The 20,527-nt window shown below is 45.6% G+C and carries 19 protein-coding genes; 17 read left to right on the forward strand and 2 right to left on the reverse strand.

Features of this window, described 5'->3' with window-relative positions:
• Positions 1 to 306: 306 nt before the first annotated feature.
• The 8 genes from infC to NYE45_RS08495 all read left to right on the forward strand — a co-directional run bounded on the left by infC (position 307) and on the right by NYE45_RS08495 (position 7,458).
• Complete coding sequence (gene infC, locus NYE45_RS08460; protein WP_062833422.1) at positions 307 to 801, forward strand: translation initiation factor IF-3; 495 nt, start codon at positions 307 to 309, stop codon at positions 799 to 801.
• A gap of 24 nt (positions 802 to 825) precedes the next feature.
• Positions 826 to 1,029, forward strand: coding sequence for a 50S ribosomal protein L35 (gene rpmI, locus NYE45_RS08465; RefSeq protein ID WP_017689665.1), 204 nt, complete (start codon positions 826 to 828; stop codon positions 1,027 to 1,029).
• Between the two features lie 88 nt (positions 1,030 to 1,117).
• A complete protein-coding gene (gene rplT / locus NYE45_RS08470; RefSeq protein ID WP_017689664.1) occupies positions 1,118 to 1,477 on the forward strand; it encodes a 50S ribosomal protein L20 in 360 nt (119 codons plus the stop codon).
• Between the two features lie 578 nt (positions 1,478 to 2,055).
• Positions 2,056 to 3,096 (forward strand): BMP family ABC transporter substrate-binding protein, encoded by a 1,041-nt coding sequence (locus NYE45_RS08475; RefSeq protein ID WP_340016384.1) that lies wholly within the window; start codon positions 2,056 to 2,058, stop codon positions 3,094 to 3,096.
• Between the two features lie 183 nt (positions 3,097 to 3,279).
• Positions 3,280 to 4,818 (forward strand): ABC transporter ATP-binding protein, encoded by a 1,539-nt coding sequence (locus NYE45_RS08480; RefSeq protein WP_145146709.1) that lies wholly within the window; start codon positions 3,280 to 3,282, stop codon positions 4,816 to 4,818.
• Complete coding sequence (locus tag NYE45_RS08485; protein WP_169478866.1) at positions 4,811 to 5,890, forward strand: ABC transporter permease; 1,080 nt, start codon at positions 4,811 to 4,813, stop codon at positions 5,888 to 5,890. The genes NYE45_RS08480 and NYE45_RS08485 overlap by 8 nt, the downstream gene beginning before the upstream one ends.
• Positions 5,891 to 6,853: an ABC transporter permease gene (locus tag NYE45_RS08490; RefSeq protein WP_062833426.1), complete on the forward strand. Its 963-nt coding sequence runs from the start codon at positions 5,891 to 5,893 to the stop codon at positions 6,851 to 6,853. It begins immediately after the preceding gene.
• Positions 6,854 to 7,068: 215 nt separating this feature from the next.
• Positions 7,069 to 7,458, forward strand: coding sequence for a hypothetical protein (locus tag NYE45_RS08495; protein ID WP_076330250.1), 390 nt, complete (start codon positions 7,069 to 7,071; stop codon positions 7,456 to 7,458).
• Positions 7,459 to 7,464: 6 nt separating this feature from the next.
• On the opposite strand, the gene NYE45_RS08500 is transcribed toward NYE45_RS08495, so the two are convergent.
• On the reverse strand, positions 7,465 to 7,911 hold the full coding sequence (locus NYE45_RS08500; RefSeq protein WP_139331817.1) for a GNAT family N-acetyltransferase: 447 nt from the start codon (positions 7,909 to 7,911) through the stop codon (positions 7,465 to 7,467).
• 600 nt (positions 7,912 to 8,511) lie between these two features.
• Between NYE45_RS08500 and ilvB the strand changes: the two genes are divergently transcribed.
• From ilvB to NYE45_RS08520, 4 genes are all read left to right on the forward strand, one after another.
• Positions 8,512 to 10,263, forward strand: a complete 1,752-nt coding sequence (ilvB, locus tag NYE45_RS08505) for a biosynthetic-type acetolactate synthase large subunit (protein ID WP_062833428.1) — start codon at positions 8,512 to 8,514, stop codon at positions 10,261 to 10,263.
• On the forward strand, positions 10,260 to 10,742 hold the full coding sequence (gene ilvN / locus NYE45_RS08510) for an acetolactate synthase small subunit (protein WP_024628317.1): 483 nt from the start codon (positions 10,260 to 10,262) through the stop codon (positions 10,740 to 10,742). The genes ilvB and ilvN overlap by 4 nt, the downstream gene beginning before the upstream one ends.
• Positions 10,743 to 11,008: 266 nt before the next feature.
• Positions 11,009 to 12,001: a ketol-acid reductoisomerase gene (ilvC, locus tag NYE45_RS08515; protein WP_062833429.1), complete on the forward strand. Its 993-nt coding sequence runs from the start codon at positions 11,009 to 11,011 to the stop codon at positions 11,999 to 12,001.
• Positions 12,002 to 12,140: 139 nt separating this feature from the next.
• Positions 12,141 to 13,682 carry a 2-isopropylmalate synthase gene (locus tag NYE45_RS08520; RefSeq protein WP_062833430.1) on the forward strand — a complete coding sequence of 514 codons (1,542 nt, stop codon included), beginning with the start codon at positions 12,141 to 12,143 and terminating at the stop codon, positions 13,680 to 13,682.
• Between the two features lie 311 nt (positions 13,683 to 13,993).
• Here the strand turns inward: NYE45_RS08520 and NYE45_RS08525 are convergent, their stop codons facing one another.
• On the reverse strand, positions 13,994 to 14,974 hold the full coding sequence (locus NYE45_RS08525; protein ID WP_036669756.1) for an aldo/keto reductase: 981 nt from the start codon (positions 14,972 to 14,974) through the stop codon (positions 13,994 to 13,996).
• Between the two features lie 232 nt (positions 14,975 to 15,206).
• On the opposite strand from NYE45_RS08525, the gene leuB reads away from it, so the two are divergent.
• The 5 genes from leuB (at position 15,207) to NYE45_RS08550 (ending at position 20,525) form a co-directional block, all read left to right on the forward strand.
• Positions 15,207 to 16,292 (forward strand): 3-isopropylmalate dehydrogenase, encoded by a 1,086-nt coding sequence (gene leuB / locus NYE45_RS08530; protein ID WP_076330251.1) that lies wholly within the window; start codon positions 15,207 to 15,209, stop codon positions 16,290 to 16,292.
• 277 nt (positions 16,293 to 16,569) lie between these two features.
• A complete protein-coding gene (locus tag NYE45_RS08535) occupies positions 16,570 to 17,109 on the forward strand; it encodes a peroxiredoxin (protein ID WP_036610146.1) in 540 nt (179 codons plus the stop codon).
• Between the two features lie 356 nt (positions 17,110 to 17,465).
• Positions 17,466 to 17,882 carry a hypothetical protein gene (locus NYE45_RS08540; protein WP_062833433.1) on the forward strand — a complete coding sequence of 139 codons (417 nt, stop codon included), beginning with the start codon at positions 17,466 to 17,468 and terminating at the stop codon, positions 17,880 to 17,882.
• A 449-nt stretch (positions 17,883 to 18,331) separates the two neighbouring features.
• Positions 18,332 to 19,438: a PAS domain-containing sensor histidine kinase gene (locus NYE45_RS08545; protein WP_062833434.1), complete on the forward strand. Its 1,107-nt coding sequence runs from the start codon at positions 18,332 to 18,334 to the stop codon at positions 19,436 to 19,438.
• A 121-nt stretch (positions 19,439 to 19,559) separates the two neighbouring features.
• Positions 19,560 to 20,525 carry a MoxR family ATPase gene (locus NYE45_RS08550; RefSeq protein WP_340016385.1) on the forward strand — a complete coding sequence of 322 codons (966 nt, stop codon included), beginning with the start codon at positions 19,560 to 19,562 and terminating at the stop codon, positions 20,523 to 20,525.
• Positions 20,526 to 20,527 lie beyond the last annotated feature (2 nt).

The following is a 20,527-nucleotide window of genomic DNA, read 5'->3' on the forward strand; positions in this document are numbered from 1 at the left end:
ACAAATGTATAATTTCAGAAAAAAGTTGTAGAGATGTTGACAATGCATTTCGTGGATGTTATAGTATTCAAGTGCTTTAAAACGGCTTTGAAACGAATAGCAATGGAATCACAAGTAGAAGTCCGACTTCTCACCTGATCAACATGATGTTGGCTGGTCAACGATCCCAATAATTTATGAAGTGTATACTCATGAAGAATTGTGTTGATTACAGGGATGTCGGTAGCTTGACCGGCATCCCTTTTATTTTTGTGTAACAGGATATTCAAAATGACCTGGAGGTGGACGGTTATTAGTAAAGATCACATGATTAATGATGAGATTCGGGCGAAGGAAGTACGCCTTGTCGGAGCTGAAGGAGAACAAATTGGGATTACGCCCATTCGCGAAGCACTGCAAATGGCGATTGACCTGAATTTGGATCTGGTCAATGTGGCACCACAGGCTAAACCGCCGGTGTGTCGCATCATGGACTATGGCAAATTCCGCTATGAGCAACAAAAGAAAGAAAAAGAAGCCCGTAAGAACCAGAAAATTGTTGACATTAAAGAAGTATGGTTCCGTTCCAATATTGAGGAGCACGATTATCAAACGAAGCTTCGTAATGTAGTTAAGTTTTTGAACGAAGGCGACAAAGTGAAATGTTCTGTTCGTTACCGCGGACGTGAAATTGCACATGCCGCGATTGGTCAACGGATTTTGGAGCGCGTAAAGGTAGAAGTTGCAGAACTTTGTACTATTGAACGTCAACCGAAATTGGAAGGCCGCAGTATGATCATGATTTTGGCTCCTAAAGCCTGATAACATTGGAGGAGGAAACACAAAATGCCTAAAATGAAAACACACAGCAGTTTGAAAGGACGCTTCAAAATTACCGGTTCCGGTAAAGTCCTTCGTTACAAAGCTCACAAAAACCACTTGCTTTCCCACAAATCCAAACGTGCTAAGCGCGTTCTGAACGGTAACCCAGTTATGGCTGCCGGGGATGTTAGACGTTTGAAACAAGGTTTGGCTAACTTGAAAGGCTAATTCTAATTAGTACATTCCGTATGGGGGATCGGCTACGGCCGTACACATACCACGGATACATTTATATTTATTTGGGAGGTTCTTTAATATGGCAAGAGTAAAAGGCGGTTTTGTAGTACGTCGTCGTCATAAAAAGGTTTTGAAACTGGCAAGAGGTTATTTCGGTTCCAAACACCGTATTTTTAAAACAGCTAACGAGCAAGTAATGAAATCCCTGGTATATGCATACCGTGACCGTCGCAACACGAAACGTAACTTCCGCAGACTGTGGATCGTTCGTATCAATGCTGCAGCACGTATGAATGGTTTGTCTTACAACAAACTGATCCATGGTTTGAAACTTGCTGGAGTAGACATGAACCGCAAAATGTTGGCTGATCTGGCCGTTAACGACATCAATGCGTTCAACTCTTTGGCTACTGTAGCTAAAGGCAAAATCAACGCTTAAATTGTATGATACAAGCCGCCGTACCTATATGGCGGCTTTTTTTACGGCTTGGAAGAAATCCGAAGATGAATCTCTGAATGAGTAGAGCGAATAGGCTATAGTCTGAAAGGGAACAATGAAACCAGATGACTTGTGAATAACAGACCATGGGAATACATAAAATACGAACGGTGAAATAATACAAATGAAAACAGGGGAATTCCACTCATCACTAAAGTATGCGGTATGTTTTTGTTATATAACATCACATCGCTGTAACGTTAGTGTGTTAAATCGCTAAATTATTAAGCGTTTTCAATAAAAAAAGAACAAAAATATGTGATATTTGGTGATGAAACATCTGGATTTTAACACTGGTTGATTGTATAATCACCTCTAGTAGGCTAGTCCTAATTTTTCTCTCCATGTCATAATGTTCGGTTTTTCGACAGATGATAGGATGCTTCAAGGGTGAGAATGCGCTTTTTATGTCGAAGAAACCATACATTCTGCATAAAAGTCATTCCTGCTATCTGTTAACCGTTCAAATGTAGGCTGGATTGGAATGAGGATATATCATTAAGGGGGAAAAAGAGAAAATGAAAAAGATGCTCAGCTTGTCTTTGGTAATGTTGCTGGCGGTATCGGTTATGCTCGCAGGTTGCGGTAGCAAACCGAAAGAAGAAACAAATGCCGGAGGAGATACAGGTGGCACATCCACTGAAACTAAATCCGATCTCAAAATTGGTATGGTTACTGACGTAGGTGGAGTTAATGACAAATCCTTTAACCAATCCGCTTGGGAAGCTCTGCAAGCGACTGAAACAGAAACAGGTACTGCAGTTAAATACCTGCAAAGTAAATCCGATGAAGAGTACATTCCTAACCTGAACGAATTCGTTAAAGGTGGATATGATCTGACTTGGGGTATCGGTTTCCAATTGGCTGATGCAATCAAAACGGTTGCTGACCAAAACGCCGATGCTAAACTCGCGATCATTGACAGCGTAGTGGATTCTCCTAATGTTAAGTCCGTAACTTTTGCTGAAGAAGAAGGATCTTTCTTGGTTGGTGTAGTTGCCGGTCTGACAACAAAAACGAACAAAATTGGTTTTGTAGGCGGTATGGAAAGCCCACTGATCAAAAAGTTTGAAGTAGGATTCAGAGAAGGCGTTAAAGCAGTTAACCCTGATGCTCAATTCATTTCTAACTACACAGGTGCATTTGATAAACCTGACCTTGGTAAAGCAGCAGCAGCAACACTTTACAATGAAGGCGTAGATATTATCTTCCACGCTTCTGGCGCAACAGGTAACGGTGTGTTTAACGAAGCAAGTGCTCGTAAGAAACAAGGTCAAGATGTATGGGTTATCGGTGTTGACAAAGACCAATCTCTTGAGTTTGGTGATGAGATCACTTTGACTTCCATGATCAAAAAAGTTGACGAAGCTGTTAAGCGCGTTAACCAAGAAGTAATCGACGGTACATTTGCTGGCGGTTCCGAAAACCTGACTTTGAAAGAAAACGGCGTAGGTATTGCTGATACTTCTACTGCCAACGTACCTGCTGATACACTTGCAAAAGTAGAAGAGTACAAAGAAAAAATCATCAGCGGCGAAATCAAAGTACCTACTGAGTAATTTGATCTTCGTTGCAAAAGAATAATCATTGGGGCCGGTCTTGACCGGCCTTATGACTGCAAGAACAGGAACATTTGATCAAGTCATCATAACAATTGTACAAGGTCACTGTGTATCAACGCTCCGGTAGGAGCTTTTCTTTCGTTTGCGGAACCACACTATATCAGTTATAAGGGTGATTACATGGGTGCAGCAACCCCCGTCGTTGAGTTAAAACAAATTACGAAGCGTTTCCCAGGCATTGTTGCCAACGACGCCATCAGCCTTCAGCTTCGTAAAGGCGAGATCCATGCGCTACTGGGCGAAAATGGCGCTGGTAAGTCAACGTTGATGAATATTGTATTTGGTCTCTATCAGCCAGATGAAGGTTCCATTGAAGTGAATGGCAAGCCTGTCATCATCGACAGCCCTAACCGAGCGATCGATCTTGGCATCGGCATGGTGCATCAGCACTTTAAGCTTGTACAGCCGTTCACGGTAACAGAGAACATTATTTTGGGATCTGAACCAACGAAGGGTCTCAATATTAACTATAAAAAAGCAGCTGCTGAAGTTCAGCGTCTGTCCGAACAGTATGGACTCAAGGTGAATCCTCATGCCAAAATTCATGATATCTCTGTCGGAATGCAGCAACGTGTAGAGATTGTTAAAACGTTGTATCGTGGTGCAGATATTTTGATTTTTGACGAGCCTACAGCCGTATTGACTCCTCAAGAGATCAAAGAACTGATGACCATCATGAAGAAGCTCGTCGCCGAAGGCAAATCGATTATTCTGATCACGCACAAACTGAAAGAGATCATGGAGATCTCTGACACGGTAACGATTATCCGTCGGGGTAAAGTGATTGATTCGGTCAAAACATCGGAAACCAATCCAAATGAACTGGCTGAGAAAATGGTAGGTCGGAATGTCACATTCAAAGTGGACAAAAAGCCGGCTACACCTGGAGCGAATGTGCTCGAAGTCAGCAAACTAACCGCCAAGAATAAAGAAGGCATTGCAGTTCTGAACCAACTTAACCTGAACGTACGTGCAGGAGAGATTGTCGGAATCGCAGGCGTGGATGGTAACGGCCAAAGTGAACTGATTGAGGCCCTTACCGGACTTCGTAAAGTAGAGAGTGGTTCGATTCTGTTGGAGGGCAAGGAGCTGTCCAATCATTCTCCGCGCCATATTTCGGAGTCAGGTGTAGCCCACATTCCGGAAGATCGACATAAACACGGACTTGTACTTGATTTTTCAGTGAGTGAAAATATCGTTCTGGAATCGTACTATAAGGCACCATACACCCGTAAAGGGTTCCTTAACTTCGATGCGATCAAAAAGCAGGCGAAGCGGCTTGTGGAGGCATTTGACGTGCGTACACCAAGCATCGAGACCAAAGCTCGTTCCTTGTCCGGAGGAAACCAGCAGAAGGCCATTATCGCCCGTGAGGTGGATAAGAACCCTGAACTGCTTATCGCTGCCCAACCAACGCGTGGTTTGGACGTAGGGGCTATTGAGTTCGTGCAAAAGCAATTGATTGCACAACGCGATCAAGGTAAGGCTGTTCTGCTGATTTCATTTGAGCTTGATGAGATTATCAATGTATCTGACCGAATTGCTGTTATCTATGAAGGCCAGATCGTTGGCGAGGTGCTGCCGGAAGAAACCAATGACAGGGAGCTCGGCTTGATGATGGCGGGCAGCACCCAAAAGAGAGGTACTGCGCATGAATAACGTATTGAAATGGTTTACCCGAGATTCATTTATTTTGCCTGTAGTCGCCATTGTTATGGGTCTGATTCTCGGTGGGGTTGTCATGCTGATCGGTGGTTACAATCCGATTGAAGCCTATGGCGCATTGTTCACCAAGGTATTTGGAGACATGTACAACTTTGGTGAAGCAGTACGGGAAATGACACCACTGATCATGACAGGACTTGCATTTGCATTCGCGTCACGTGCAGGGCTGTTCAACATCGGGGGAGAAGGTCAATTTCTCGTCGGTATGACCGCTGCAACATTTGTTGGTGTTAAGTTTGCAGGTTTGCCGATCTATCTCCATGCGCCACTGGCTTTGATTGCTGGTGCATTGTTTGGTGGTCTTTGGGCCGCAATTGCTGGTTATCTGAAAGCAGCGCGTGGGGTCAATGAAGTTATCAGTAGTATCATGTTGAACTGGATTGGTCTGTATTTGGCCAACCTTATCGTTCGCCAATTCTTGCTGTTGAAAGGCGAGAATCGTTCCGTGAACATCAGTGAATCGGCTTCGATTAGTTTGACATGGCTCTCTGAACTGATGGGCAACTCCCGTGTACACATGGGAACGTTGATTGCCATTGTGATGGCTGTGCTCTTTTATATCTATATGTGGAAAACAAAACAGGGTTATGAAATCCGCGCGGTAGGTTACAACCCTAATGCGGCTGAATATGCAGGTATGCATGTTAACCGGAATATCGTAAAAGCGATGTTCATCAGTGGTATGCTTGCAGGTCTTGGCGGTGCATTCCAAGTGCTTGGGGTGTTCCAGTACCAGACTGTAATGTCAGGTTCACCGGGAACAGGTTTTGACGGAATTGCGGTTGCCCTGATTGGTTTGAATCATCCATTTGGGGTGTTATTGGGGGCAGTGCTGTTCGGTACCCTCACGTACGGATCTGCAGGTATGAGTTTTGCTGCGGATGTTCCGCCTGAGATTATTCGGATTGTGATCGGTTCGATTATCTTCTTCATTGCGGCACAAGGCATCGTGCGCTGGATACTTAAACCGTTCTATTCGAAGCGTAAGAAAGAGAAGGTGTTGTAGATGGACTTGTTGACAATTGGGCAAATTATCAATACGACGCTTGTCTTTGCTACGGCATTGATTTTTGCATCACTCGGCGGAATTTTTTCGGAAAAATCAGGTGTAACCAACCTTGGACTTGAGGGCTTTATGGTCTTTGGTGCCTTTGCAGCTGGAATCGGGGCCCATTATGCGCAAGAAGCGGGCATGGGCGGAACGACATCTGCCTGGATGGGGGTTTTGCTCGCGATTGTATTGGGCGTACTGGTATCGCTGATTCATGCCGTTGCGTCTATCACATTTAAGGCAGACCAGATTATCAGTGGTATCGTCATTAACTTTTTGGCAGCAGGAAGTACGTTGTACTTGGTTAAACTGTTGTTTGAAGGTTCTGGTGATTCACCGTTGGTTCAAGGCTTCAGCAAGTTTGATGTGCCATTCTTGAAAGACATTCCTTTGCTTGGAGAAGCCTTCTTCAAGAACGTGTATCCAACGACATATCTGGCCATTCTGTTCGTATTCCTAACGTATTACATCATGTTCAAAACGCCATTTGGTCTGCGCCTTCGTTCTGTAGGTGAACATCCAAGTGCGGCTGATACGGTTGGTGTTAAAGTGCTTCGTTACCGCTATATTGGCGTTATGATCAGTGGTGCGCTTGCGGCCATTGGTGGAGCTGCAATCACGTTGACGACTACGGGTACATTCTCACACAATACGGTTTCCGGCCAAGGTTATATTGCCATTGCAGCTATGATCTTTGGTAAGTGGAATCCGATTGGTGCCTTTGGTGCGGCTGTGTTCTTCGGATTCTCACAAGCGATCCGAAACTATGTACAGTTGTTCGAATGGTCACAAAGTATTCCCCAGGAAATTATTTTTATGTTGCCTTACCTGCTTACCATCATCGTTCTCGTTGCAGCGGTTGGACGTTCCTCGGCTCCGTCTGCACTCGGTGAAGCATATGATCCGGGTAAAAGGTAACAACCTTTTCCATATCAGGTTAGTTATTCAGAGTTTTGATAAAGGGTCCGCCTTGTGCGGGCCTTTTTTTTATTTTCTTGAAAACCCATCGACTTTTACATGCTTACCTTGGTTCTCGTGCAGATACCCATATTTTCAGGTAGGGACAAAGAAACAGGCGAATTCAGTCATGGACGAATACACTGTTTTGAACGATCCGAGGAGGAGGGGAAAATATGAAACAACAAGTTACGCGTGATGAAGCGATGAAATTAATAGGCAAAAATATTGTTGCAATCAAAAAAGACGGCACTCGGGTTACGGGAAAGCTGTTGAAAGTATCGGGCAACAAACTGGTACTCAAACGTCTGAATGGCAAGAAAGTACGTACAAAAGCGATTCTGCCACTGGTATTGTTTGATCTGCTCGCTATTGCCACACTGCCTTATGCTTATGGAGGTGGTCCCGGCTTCGGTCCCGGATATGGACCTGGACCAAAACCAGGCCCTGGATATGGTCCAGGCTACGGACCGGGATATGGACCTGGAGGACCTGGTGGCGGGTTTGGCCCGGGTCCTGGATTCGGCCCTTATGGTCCAGGTCCACGCCCACCAGGATTTTTCTAGGATATTCTATAATGTTTTTTCCATTTCGTAGCAGCGGCTTATCATAATGTATCGAATGGCACTATATCCATTTTTTTGATAAAAATGAAGTCCTTTGGTATTGCCTTCATCCACCATGACTTTCGATCTTTTACACCCCCGGGACGCCGCAAAGCTCTCTGCTTTGAGTAACAAAGTTTGCCCATAACGTTTGCGTTGTTCTTTCGGACTAACGGCCATCATATCGACATAGAGCAGTTCCCCGTGCATGAGAAAATGGATGAATGCGACAGCAGCTTTGTCTGGCTCCGGCGAGACAACAAAGGTCATGCCCCTGTTCATTCGCAGGGGTATTTCTTTGCGGATTTTGTTAATTTCTTTTTCACTCATGTGAGAGAGAGGAACAAGTTGAGTGTCAATCAGCTTCATGATGGCGCCATCATCCAGCTTGGATGTGCGTTGCCGAATCACCATGCGGAGCCTCCTTTCAGGACCAGTCGTGCTGCTCGTATATCCTATGCCCGGAGCAAGATAAAAGGTGACTGAATGAAGTGCTGGGATTAGGGCAACCTTAAAGGCTAAAGAGTGAGGTTGAAAGGCTCTCTGAATTTTTATGCAAAACAGGTATTGACTTATCGGTTAGAGGAATCATATAATGTTCCTAACATTTAACGAGAATATTTCATCGGCTATGAAGAGGACGAAGTTTTAAGGGCTCTTTTGCTCAGAGAGTGGCTGGAATTGCTGAAACCACCACCATTATCCCTTATATACGAGCTCACCTCGGAGCTGTTTTCCTGAAAAGCACTGGATGTCACTCCTTTCGCGTATTAGGGAAAATCGTATGTCTGCGTTACAGACAACAGGTATGGGAAACGACTATGTTCGTTTGAGCTATTCGTTTTGTTGTACCTGGTAAGGTCCGTTATTGCGAAATTTCGGACAAAGTTGGGTGGTACCACGGAAGCGATAACCTTTCGTCCCTCGCAAGCATGAACTTGTTTGCAGGGATGGAAGGTTTTTTTTGTAACTTTAAATGTCAGAATGGTGTAAATTCCGAGAGGAGGATGACTGATGGGAGCTCAAATTCCAGAAGTGCGGTCAACAGATGAATTACGTGAAAAATGGATGAAGCCGGAGGTCATTAGCGGATCTGAAATTCTGCTGAGAAGCTTGTTGCTTGAAGGTGTTGAGTGTGTATTTGGTTACCCGGGCGGCGCAGTGTTGTACATTTACGATGCGATGTATGGTTTCGAGGATTTCAAACACGTCTTAACTCGTCACGAACAAGGTGCGATTCATGCAGCTGACGGTTATGCACGGGCGAGCGGCAAAGTTGGTGTCTGTATCGCTACCTCCGGACCAGGAGCAACGAATCTGGTAACCGGTATTGCAACAGCGTATATGGATTCAGTACCACTCGTAGTCATTACGGGGAACGTCATTTCGAGCCTGATCGGTTCAGATGCCTTCCAGGAAGCTGATATTACGGGGATTACAATGCCAATAACCAAACACAGTTATCTGGTGAAAGATGTAAAAGATCTGTCGAGCGTAATTCATGAGGCATTCCATATTGCCAACACGGGTCGCAAAGGTCCTGTACTGATCGACATCCCGAAAGATGTATCAGCGAACAAAACATTGTTTGAACCGACAACTGAACCTGTTATATTGAGAGGGTACAATCCACGGACAGTACCGAACAAACTTCAGGTTGACCGTTTGGCTCAGGCCATTCAGGAAGCAGAACGTCCAATGATTCTGGCTGGTGGCGGTGTGGTATACTCGGGTGGACATGAAGAACTGTTCGAGTTTGTTGAGAAGACAGGTATTCCAATTACGACTACGCTTCTTGGTCTTGGCGCATTCCCGAGTGGTCATGAATTATGGACAGGAATGCCGGGTATGCACGGAACATACACTTCCAATCAGGCTATTCAAAAAGCGGACCTGCTGATCAATATCGGCGCACGATTCGATGATCGGGTAACAGGCAAGCTGGATGGATTTGCTCCACATGCCAAAATCGTTCATATCGATATTGATCCGGCTGAGATTGGCAAAAACATTGCAACCGATATTCCAATCGTTGGTGATGTGAAGACGGTACTTGAAATAGCCAACAAAGAGGTTGGGCGTGCAGAGCGCGCAGATGCATGGAGAGACCAGATCAAACAGTGGAAACAAGAGAAGCCTTACAGCTATACGGATTCAGACGAAGTGCTGAAACCCCAGTGGGTTGTTGAAATGCTGAATGATACAACCAAAGGTGAAGCGATTGTGACTACGGATGTGGGACAACATCAGATGTGGGCAGCACAATATTACAAATTTAATCAACCGCGTTCATGGGTAACTTCGGGTGGTCTCGGAACGATGGGCTTTGGATTCCCTTCTGCAATTGGTGCTCAGATGGCCAATCCCGACAGACTGGTTATCTCCATTAACGGGGATGGCGGAATGCAGATGTGTTCCCAAGAACTCGCGATCTGTGCCATTAACAATATACCAGTAAAAATTGTGATCATTAACAATCAGGTACTCGGAATGGTTCGCCAATGGCAGGAAATCATCTATGAGAACCGTTACAGCCACATTGATCTGGCAGGAAGTCCGGATTTTGTAAAACTGGCTGAAGCATATGGTGTTAAAGGATTGCGTGCAACGAATAAAGAAGAAGCGGCGCGTGCTTGGCAGGAAGCACTTGATACACCAGGACCAGTCGTTGTAGAATTCGTGGTACGCAAGGAAGAAAATGTGTATCCAATGGTTCCGCAGGGAGCAACAATTGATCAAATGCTGATGGGGGATGCTGACGAATGATTAGACATACGATTTCAATATTGGTTAACGATCAGCCAGGCGTCCTTCAGCGTGTATCAGGGTTGTTCGGTCGACGCGGATTTAACATTGAGAGTATTACAGTAGGTCAATCGGAAGAACCTGGACTTTCCCGGATGGTTATTGTCACCATTGGTGACGATAAAACGCTGGAGCAGATTGAGAAACAATTGTACAAAATCATCGATGTCATTAAAGTGGTTGATTTCAGCCTGAAGCCGATGGTAGCTCGTGAACTTGCATTAATTAAGGTAAAAGCTGAGCCTTCTGAACGTCCAGAAATTCTGGGTGTGGTGGAAACATTCCGCGCATCCGTTGTTGATGTTGGTCCAGGGAGCCTGATTGTACAGGTTGTTGGCGATACGGACAAAATCGATGCCATGATTGAATTGCTCAAGCCATACGGCATTCGCGAATTGTCTCGTACAGGCATAACTGCATTGGTACGCGGCAACGTATAAGGCTATAATGGATGAAGAGGGGACGACGGTTAGCTAACATATACAGTTGATCTTTATGTGAGAGTGTCAGTCCCTTAACAGTTGCAATGTAACATTTTAGTGATGTAACGCTTGAAAATATAGCTACATTCCCGCATTAATGGGCGGGTGTCTGAACGGATCGGATCAGACCCAAAGACGCTCTCGACACACCAAGCGAGCCGGTCCATTGAGACACCCGCTCATTAATGAAGGGTTCTTTACAATACAAAGGAGGACTTATAAACATGCCAGTAACTACTTATTATGAACAGGATGCAGAGCTTAACGTATTGAAAGGAAAAACGATCGCGGTAATCGGTTATGGTAGCCAGGGCCACGCCCAAGCTCAAAACCTTCGTGATAGCGGATTGAACGTAGTCATCGGACTTCGTGAAGGTAAATCCTTCGACACTGCAAAAAATGACGGATTTGAAGTTCTGTCCCCGGCTGAAGCAACAAGCCGCGCAGATGTAGTTCAAATCTTGCTGCCTGACGAAACGCAAGCTTCTGTATACAAAAACGAAATCGAACCAAACCTCAAAGAAGGGGCTGCATTGCTCTTCTCACACGGTTTCAACGTTCATTTCGGTCAAATCGTTGCTCCAAAAAACAGCGATGTATTGCTGGTAGCTCCTAAGTCCCCTGGTCACATGGTACGTCGTACGTACGTAGAAGGTTTTGGTGTACCGGGCCTGATCGCGATTGAGCAAGATGCAACGGGTAAAGCTAAAGAAATCGGTTTGGCTTATGCTAAAGGTATCGGTTGTACACGCGCAGGGGTTATCGAAACTTCCTTCCGTGAAGAAACAGAAACAGATTTGTTCGGTGAGCAAGCTGTTCTGTGTGGTGGCGTGAGTGCATTGGTAAAAGCTGGATTCGAAACATTGACAGAAGCAGGTTACGCTCCTGAAATGGCATACTTCGAATGTCTGCACGAACTGAAGCTGATCGTTGACATGATGTATGAAGGTGGACTTGCAAGTATGCGTGATTCCATCAGTAACACAGCTGAGTACGGTGACTATGTAACTGGACCTCGCGTGGTAACTGAAGATACGAAGAAAGCAATGAAAGAAGTCCTGACGGATATCCAACAAGGTAAATTCGCACGCGACTTTATCCTGGAGAACCAATCCGGACGTGCATTCTTGACAGCAACTCGTCGTAACGAAGCTGAACACCCAATCGAAGTGGTTGGCGGACAATTGCGTGAGATGATGCACTGGATCAAGAAATAATCATTAACTTTTAAAACATGCACTTTAAGGTATTCAAGTAAACTTAGAGCTTTAACTGGGAATAGCGGCCGTGCTTATGCGTGAGCCGCTATTGCTGGTTCAGAGAAACAATATAATACAAGTACAGGAGGTGCGAAGCGTGCGTAAAATCTATGTATTTGACACAACGCTGCGTGATGGAGAGCAATCCCCGGGAGTCAATCTGAACACTCGTGAAAAGGTGGAAATTGCCCATCAGCTCGAGCGGCTTGGCATTGACCGGATGGAAGCTGGTTTCCCGGCGGCATCTCCAGGTGACCTGGCAGCTGTCAATGCAGTAGCAAATGCGGTCAAAAATGTGACCGTAATTGGCTTGTCCCGTTCCAGAGAGCAAGATATTGATGCGGTTAAGGAAGCACTTAAAGGTGCACAGGACCCGTGCATTCACGTTTTCCTGGCAACTTCGCCTATTCACCGCCAACATAAATTGCGTATGGATAAAGCGCAAGTACTGGATACGGCTCGTTCCGCGATTCGTTATGCGAAGAAAACATTTTCGAAGATCGAATTCTCACTTGAGGATGCAGGTCGTACCGAGTATGATTTCCTCGTAGAAATGGTGAATATGGCTGTTGAAGAGGGTGCAGCCGTGGTGAATATTCCCGATACAGTCGGTTACCTGAGCCCATATGAATACGGAAACATTTTCAAACATCTCAAGGAGAATGTACACGGCATTGAAAAGGTACAGCTGAGTGCCCACTGTCATAATGACTTGGGTATGGCGACAGCCAACACACTTGCAGCCATTCTCAACGGAGCCGATCAGATCGAAGGTACGATCAATGGCATTGGTGAACGTGCAGGGAACACGGCGATTGAGGAGATTGCTATGGCGCTGGAGACACGTCAGGAATTTTTCCAGGCAAAAACATCGCTGCAGTTGTCTGAGATTGCACGGACCAGTCGTCTGGTTAGCCGTTTGACTGGTATGGTTGTACCTGGGAACAAAGCTATTGTTGGGGCGAACGCCTTTGCACATGAATCCGGAATTCATCAGGATGGTATGCTGAAGGAGAAAACCACGTACGAGATCATGACTCCAGAGTCCATCGGTCTGAAGGAAAGCAAGCTAGTACTGGGTAAACATTCCGGTCGTCATGCGTTCCGTGAGCGGTTGATTGATCTGGGATATGAGCTGGAAGAAGAAGCGTTGAATCGTGCTTTTGCCCAGTTCAAAGATCTGGCTGATAAGAAGAAAGAAGTGACTGACGAAGATCTGCTCGCGGTAATTGAAGAGAAATTGCAGGATGCACCTGAGGTGTATAAACTGGAATCGATCTTCGTTACGTATGGAGATGAATCGGTACCAACGGCCAAAGTCCGCATTGCAACGCTTGACGGGGATACGGTTGAGAAGCAAGCAGAGGGTAATGGATCGGTAGATGCAATCTACAATGCGATTGACCAGGTGAGTGGGGAAGACGTAACGTTGTCTGACTATTCCATCAAATCGGTAACGCATGGTAAGGATGCATTGGGTGAAGTACATGTTGTGCTGACTCAAAATCAAGTTTCGGTACAAGGACGTGGCGTGAGTACGGATATACTTGGTGCAAGTGCACGTGCTTATGTGGACGGTCTGAACCAATTGATTGAGAAACGAAAAACATATACGAACCGTGTAAACGTGAACCTATAGGTTCTGGTGCAGCAGAAAGCACGAATCCTTCATTGAACTGAACTTCAAGCTGGAACGCATATAAACTGCCAGGATGATCTGTCTTAATCTTAACGGATATAGAAGATCGTTCAGTCTGCTTTGATCATTACAGTGAGGTACGTAAAGAGTCTGACTCTCTTGTGGAGGGTCAGACTCTTTTGGTTTTATTTGAGCATTTTGGTGAGCGGTATGATTCGAATTATGCAAAATGCTGATATATATGATTATGACAGTGGAACACAGTGTATGTTATACGGTTATCTATTACATTGGCTTACGCTATCAAGCTGTTACCACGCATAAGCATTAGGTGCATGTCCACCTGGACCCGGGAAAATCTCATCCAGACGTTTGAGCACGGCTTCATCCAAAGTGACATCCAAACATTTGAGCGCGGTTTCAAACTGTTCCAGCGTACGTGGTCCGATAATTGGGGCAGTCACTGCCGGATTGGCTGCAACCCAAGCCAAAGCCACTGTATCCTGCGGTTCACCGAGATCACGACATAGTGCTGCGAAGTCTTCAAGCTGAGTTTGCTGCTGCTCGATCCGTCCAGCGATACCTCCGCTACGTGTTCCTTCCAGCTTCTGCAGCGCATTACGTCCCAGTAATCCACCATCCAGTGGACTCCATGGGATGACGCCGAGACCCAGCTCTTTGGCGGCAGGCAATACTTCCAGTTCAGGCAAACGACAGTTCAGGCTATATTTATGTTGTTCGGACACCAGACCGAGGAAGTGGCGATTCTTGGCCTCGCTTTGAGCAATTGCAATCTGCCATGCAGCAAAGTTGCTTGATCCTACATAACCGATTTTACCCTGATGAACCGCATTCTCGAACGAACCCCACAGCTCATCCCACGATATGGCAGGGTCTACATGGTGCATCTGATATAGTTCGATATGATCTGTCTGCAAGCGGCGGAGGGAACCCTCCAGATGACGTCTGATTTTATAAGCGGATAGTCCGGCTTCGTTGTTGGGGCCGTCTGTATCATCATGCATGGAGCCATAGACTTTGGTAGCCAGCACTACTTTTTCACGTCTGCCACCGCCCTGATTGAACCAGCGTCCGATAATTTCTTCGGTAAGTCCGGAATTCTCACCCCATCCGTAGATGTTAGCGGTATCAAAAAAGTTCACGCCTGCATCGAGTGCTGCGTCCATAATACGGAAAGCTTCTTTCTCATCTGTAGCAGGCCCGAAATTCATGGTACCAAGACAGATTCGGCTGACCTTAAGGCCTGATTTACCCAAATACGAATATTGCATGTTAACTATCCCTCCTGCGTACTGATTTGATTTCAGCTATATTTTACCCCACCAGGAGGGTCAGGAACAACTTGTGAAGGCTAATCTCAATTAGCTTATAGGTAAAATCTATTAAAGTCATAGATTGTATATCTTGGTCAAATGACCTTGGAATATGATACAAAAGAGAGAGTTATTATGAGACGTTACTTTATGAATAATTAATGAATGAAATATAAGGAGTGGACAACCCATGGCAGACGTGAAAAAAATTGCAGTTATTGCAGGTGACGGAATCGGTCCTGAAGTCGTAGCTGAGGCTGAGAAAGTTCTTAAACGTACAGAGGAAGTTTTCGGTTACCGTTTTGAGACAGAGCATGCGTTGTTTGGTGGAATCGCGATTGATGAGAAGGGTACACCTCTTCCAGAAGAAACACTGACGGTATGTAAAAGTGCAGATGCGGTCCTGCTTGGAGCGGTTGGCGGTCCAAAATGGGATAACAACAGCAAGGAACTTCGTCCGGAAACAGGCTTGCTGGGTATTCGTAAAGCGCTCGGATTGTTCTCCAACCTGCGTCCGGCTGTCGTATTTGATTGCCTGAAGGATGCTTCAACTCTGAAGCCTGAAGTACTGGAAGGTACGGATCTGATGGTGGTACGTGAGTTGACTGGTGGGATCTACTTCGGTGAGAAGTTCAGACGTGAAAGTGCACAGGGCGAAGAGGCGGTAGATACTTGTGCATATAATGTAACGGAAGTGGAGCGGATCGTTCGTCAGGCGTTCGAGATTGCGCAAGGACGTCGCAAAAAGCTGGCTTCGGTAGACAAAGCCAACGTATTGGAAACTTCCCGTCTCTGGCGTGAAGTCGTGAACCGGGTAGCACCGGATTATCCGGATGTTGAACTGGAGCATGTACTTGTGGACAACTGCGCGATGCAATTGCTGCGCCGTCCAGCCAGCTTCGATGTCATCGTAACGGAAAATATGTTCGGAGATATCCTGAGTGATGAAGCAGCGATGCTGACGGGTTCCATCGGCATGCTGGCATCTGCATCACTGGGAGAGGGCAGCTTTGGACTTTATGAGCCGGTACACGGTTCAGCACCGGACATCGCTGGTCAAGGCCTTGCTAACCCGATTGCAACCATTCTCTCTTTGGCGCTGATGTTCCGCACAACCTTCGGTTATGCAGAAGGCGCGGACGCTATTGAAGCAGCTGTGTCTGATGTACTGAACGCAGGACACCGTACGAGTGATATTGCTGTAGACAAGAGCACAGCAATCAGTACAACTGAAATGGGCGATTTGATCGTCGCGGCTATTCAGAAACAGGCGTAATAATAGTACCAACAACATGGCAGCCCTTTGTTTCCAGTTATGGAATGTACAAAGGGCTGTTCCTTTATAATTTTGGCACGAAAAATCCTTATTTATAATTATTATAAAAAAATAATGTTTATAATCTTGACTTTGGGAAGTCCGGATGATAACATTTTACTTGTACTTGTTATCAAGTATCAAATCATTTTAATTACAGGAAAAACGTTCGCGTTTTTCTTGATGATGAGCAATCCGCAAGGATGCTTACATAATCCCAAAGGAGGAATTTTTAGTTATGGCAGAACGTTTGGTTGGTAGACCAGCACCGGATTTCGCAATGGAGACAGTATCGGGAGACGGACAAGATTTCGGTTCCGTTAAACTGTCCGATTATCGTGGCAAATGGCTCGTATTCTTCTTTTATCCTTTGGACTTCACATTTGTGTGCCCAACTGAAATTACAGCTTTGAGCGTTGCTTCCGAGCAATTCAAAGCTTTGGATACTGAAATCCTTGGCGTGAGCGTAGACTCCGTACACAGCCACAAAGCATGGATCAATACACCTGTAGACAGCAATGGTCTGGGTCAATTGAACTTCCCACTGGCTTCCGATATCACGAAGCAAGTGGCTAAAGATTACGGCGTTCTGATCGAAGAAGAAGGCGTAGCATTGCGCGGTCTGTTCATCATCGATCCAGAAGGCGAACTGAAATATCAAGTAGTTAACCACAACGATGTAGGCCGTAGTGTTGAAGAAACACTTCGCGTACTGCAAGCACTGCAATCCGGCGGATTGTGTGCAATGAACTGGAAACCAGGCGACACTAACCTGTAAGCCAGGTTAACTTGAACGGTTTTTGTTCAAGCCCTCATCCCGTTAGGGATTGAGGGCTTTTTGCACCCTTTTGCGGGAAGTTATCACGAAGTTAATCAAAAGTGTTTGAACAAGCAGCTAAACGTGTTAATGATGTATTAGAAGAAAGTCTTCTTTTTATCTGTTGAAAGAGGAATTGATGGCCTTCAAGGCGAATAGGGTATGGAAACCCGGTAAATATTCCGGTGCTCTGCATTTATAATCTGTACATGAATGTGATACACTGATGGAACTATTCCTTTTCGGAAGTGCTGGAAGTGTACGGGATTGCATTGTAATAAAAAAGTCCCGGCACGTAATAAGGAGGGTGAACAAAAATGAGTTACTGTTGTGGGGCAAGTATGGTTGGAACGAAGGGCACGCTGAAGCATTACCGCACCCAGGTTCATAATGTTCCCCTGCTGTTTTGCCCGGTGTGTCACCGGGTTGAGGTGCATTATAAAGTGGAAAATGAATATGAAATTCTCGCAGAATACGCGCATGGAGACGGTGCATCCGAGATCGATTTTCAAGATTATGTAACAGAAGATGAAGATGCCATTTTCGAAAACTGTATAAACCGTGAGAGTGAGGATGCCATGGTCATTGTACAGCGCCAGATTGATATGGCTCTGGATCTGCTCAGACTCGCGAAAGAAACAAAAGACGAGAAGTGGGAAAGTGAACTTAAACGTCGATTAGCTGTGATGAGTCAGCGCAGACTGAAAATTCAGCATAATAAGACCGGACTATAGATGATCTCGGATATATCATAAAGTAAAGATATTAAAAACGAAGCTGATTTGCCCTTCTGGGTGAAACGGCTTCGTTTTTGTGCATTGATCCGGAACTAATTCGAGGTTTTTTTTAAAATAATTTCCATTCGACACTTTCTCCGATTGACTCTCTTCTATAAACTTGTCTATGATAAAAACAGACTTGCAAAAGAGGCGGAGCAAAAAAATGTTCGTGTTTGGGAATAGGAGAATGTCAGAATGGGACAAACGTATATGATTTTCCGGATCGACTGTTGGTTACCGGGAATAGACCAGCTTGAGTTCCGGACATGCCATCCATATTTTCGGCTCAGCCCCCCAACGAAAGGGCACCGGTAATGAAAAATAAAATCGGCCCTTCCTGTTTCTGTGATGATATGATGTCCGAATGGCAAGTTTATCATTTACGTGAAAAGGAGGAACCTGACATGATTAGTGAATTTCAGGATACAGTGCCTCAACCAACGGATGGATTCCCGCCCGTACATCTGGATAACAACAAGTATGAGAATGTACTGGAACATCTGGATAGCGGTATTATGTTGTTTGACAGCCACGGTGTATTGACGTTTATTAACGTTCAGATGGCAAAATTGTTGGAGCTTCCAAGAAGTCTGTTGAGCGGCTGCACCCTGATGCAAATGCTGCATCATCCCCAGATGAGCCGATTCAAGAAAAAGAAAATTTTACGTATTTATCGGGAAACCATCTTCCACCGTAAGCGCTATCATGAGTTGATTGATGAATATGGAAGGCATTGGCTGGTTACTGTGACGTACGGGGATCAGATGGACGGAGACTTCTTGTTCAGTGTCAAGGATGTATCTGATTATAAACAGATTGAACAGACCGCTTATCAAAATGACAAACTTGCGATGCTGGGGCGCATTTCGGCATCTATTGCTCATGAAATTCGCAATCCGTTAACCGCAATTCGTGGGTTCATCCAGTTGCTTCGGCCCCATCTGCTGCAGCTTGGCAAAGACGAGTACGCTCGCATCATACTGACAGAAATTGATCGGGCGAACGACATCATCTACGAATTCTTGAATTCTTCCAAACCGTCAGCCCCTCAGAAGACCGTGATGTCTGTCGACTCTTTGCTCAAAGAGGTGGTCTTGCTGACAGAGAGCGAAGGTTTGATGAAGGGATGCGAGATCACGTTGGATGAAGGGGATGCCCCGCTGAATGTGTCCATCGATGTCAAACAGATTAAGCAGGTTATTTTGAATATGGTGAAAAATGCAATGGATGCCATTGAGGAAGTCGGCGAAGAACACACCGGCCTGATTCGAATATCTACCGCTACGGAAAACAAGTTCGTGCAGATCTCCATCGCCGATAACGGTCAGGGAATGGACCATAACACACTTGTGCGTCTGTTTGATCCATTCTTCACGACGAAGGAGAGCGGAACGGGCCTGGGACTCTCGGTGAGTTACCGGATCATCAAGAACCACGGAGGTACCATCTCGGTAGATAGCAAAAAAGGCGAAGGTACGCGGTTTATGATTATGTTACCCTTGGTATATTGAGAAGAGTGGGGCGTAAAGGAGTCGGCAAATAGCCGACTCCTTTGTTTTTTGTTGCCAAAAAGGGTTATAGTTAGTAATGAATACGAATACATAAGCTCCATTAACGGAAGGATGAGATACGATGGATATCCAAGGAATGGAACGAATGAATCAACAATTGATGGATCACGTGGGAAAAGTGATCGTGGGCAAAGAGCATACCATAGAGCTGGTGATGACAGCGATCATAGCATCAGGACATGTGTTGCTGGAGGATGTACCGGGTACCGGGAAAACGATGCTCGCCAAATCGGTAGCCTCCTCATTGGACTGCACATTCCAGCGTATACAGTTTACACCGGACTTGCTGCCATCTGACTTGACAGGTATTCATTTCTTCAATCAAAAAGAAGGGGATTTTGAATTCAGACCTGGCCCCTTGTTCGCCAATCTTGTGCTAGCAGATGAGATTAACCGTGCTACACCGCGTACGCAATCAAGCTTGCTGGAGTGCATGGAAGAGCGCCAGATCAGTATCGATGGTTCAACGAGACAGCTGGAGCGGCCATTTATCGTTATTGCTACCCAGAACCCCATAGATAACCAGGGAACTTTTCCGTTACCTGAAGCGCAGATGGATCGCTTTATGATGAAAATTCGCATGGGTTATCCAAGCAGTGAAGAGAGTGTAGAAATTTTGAGACGCACGGTAGCCAGTCGCTCTGTTGACGACTTGTCGGCAGTGATCAGTCGTGAAGAACTTTTGAAAGCCCAGGATACGTATAAAACAGTGCAAATCAACGAAGATTTGCTACGATATATCATTCAGTTAACCGAAGCGACAAGGCAACATCCCGAGCTCTCGCTTGGCGTAAGTCCACGAGGTGCTCAGGCATTACTCAAGGCAAGTCAAGCCTGGGCTGCACTTCATGGTAGAGACTTTGTTTTGCCGGATGATATTAAAGTTCTGGCGGAACCTGTGCTGGCCCACCGCCTTGTATTCCGTAACCGGATCAGACAACAAGAAGGCTTGGCAGAGCGTATCATCCAGGAACTTCTGAATCAGACAGAAGTGCCAACGGAGAACCTCGCTACAAGCGGGCGTTAGTC

This window comes from Paenibacillus sp. FSL K6-1318 (genome assembly GCF_037976905.1).
GTDB classification, from domain to species: domain Bacteria; phylum Bacillota; class Bacilli; order Paenibacillales; family Paenibacillaceae; genus Paenibacillus; species Paenibacillus amylolyticus_A.